The sequence below is a fragment of the Thiolapillus sp. genome, from assembly GCF_048562965.1.
GTDB classification, from domain to species: Bacteria; Pseudomonadota; Gammaproteobacteria; order Chromatiales; family Chromatiaceae; genus Thiolapillus; species Thiolapillus brandeum_A.
The window spans coordinates 1-961 of record NZ_JBHNMF010001037.1 but is presented as its reverse complement, the minus strand read 5'-3'; the positions used below and the strand labels follow the sequence as shown (position 1 = coordinate 961).

At 54.9% G+C, this 961-nt stretch carries 1 pseudogene; it reads right to left on the bottom strand.

Annotation, left to right across the window (positions count from 1 at the left end):
• Positions 1-274 precede the first annotated feature (274 nt).
• Positions 275-961, bottom strand: a pseudogene (locus ACOCD2_RS22115) (TolB family protein); the annotation flags it as partial.

Sequence of the window (961 nt, the reverse complement as noted above, 5' to 3'; positions counted from 1 at the left end):
TGAGCAGGATGCAGCAATCAGCGTATAGAACAAGCTCTAACGGGCAGTATGAACAAAATAGCAACTTTATTTCACCCGAAAATATACGGTGGAACAATGTTGCTTACTCTAAACTCTAGAAGATAGTATATAACGCCGTTTATGCGTTTGCCCGCTGCTCTTCCGTAGGCTGCAGCCCTTCCGGGCGGGTGGCGGTTCAGAAAAGGCATTTCTGGAAAGGAAACTATTGCGGAATATGGCCGGAACGGTACAAACCGTTCCGGCCGGAGTGTTCTCAGTGCGCAGATTTCAGCGCACGGAATATGCCCCCTTCCAGCACGCGGAATGCCGCGCCCAGGTGGATGCTGTCCGCTTCAAAATTAACGTAACCGCCTGCGCCGATTTCGAAGCCGCTGGTCGCTTCCAGGCTGCCGCATTGCCAGTGCTGTATCTCAACGATTGGCGTGGTGGTATGTAGTACCGAAAAACTGTCACAGGTGCCGGGCTGGTAGAGAAAGAGTTCAGGCAGGGCGCCGATATTGGGCGTCAGGTTCTTTGCGTTGGAGGCGAAGGCGACCACGGGTTCGCCGTTCACCGTGGTCACGGCGGCACTCCAGCTGTCATCATCTCCACCCGTACCTGCATCGTTTACGCTGGTACGGATGGTGGTGCCAGCCTGCATGTCACGCAGGAAAACATCGCTGCTCCGGTTCCAGTCGTCCGGAACCAGGTTGCTTGCGAGGGAATGGAAGCTCACATAGCGCCCGTCAGGCGAGATACTGGGATAGGTGCTGTGATCATTGCCAATATATCCGTGGCTGCTCTGGCTGACCAACTCAAGGGTCTTGTTGACCAGGTCATAGCGGAAGACGTCGGAGGCGTCATTGAAATCACCACCAGGCGCCAGGTTACTGGCCAGGGACTTAAAGGCAATATAGCGGCCATCGTCAGATATGACCGGGTAAGCGCTCTGAGCGTTTGC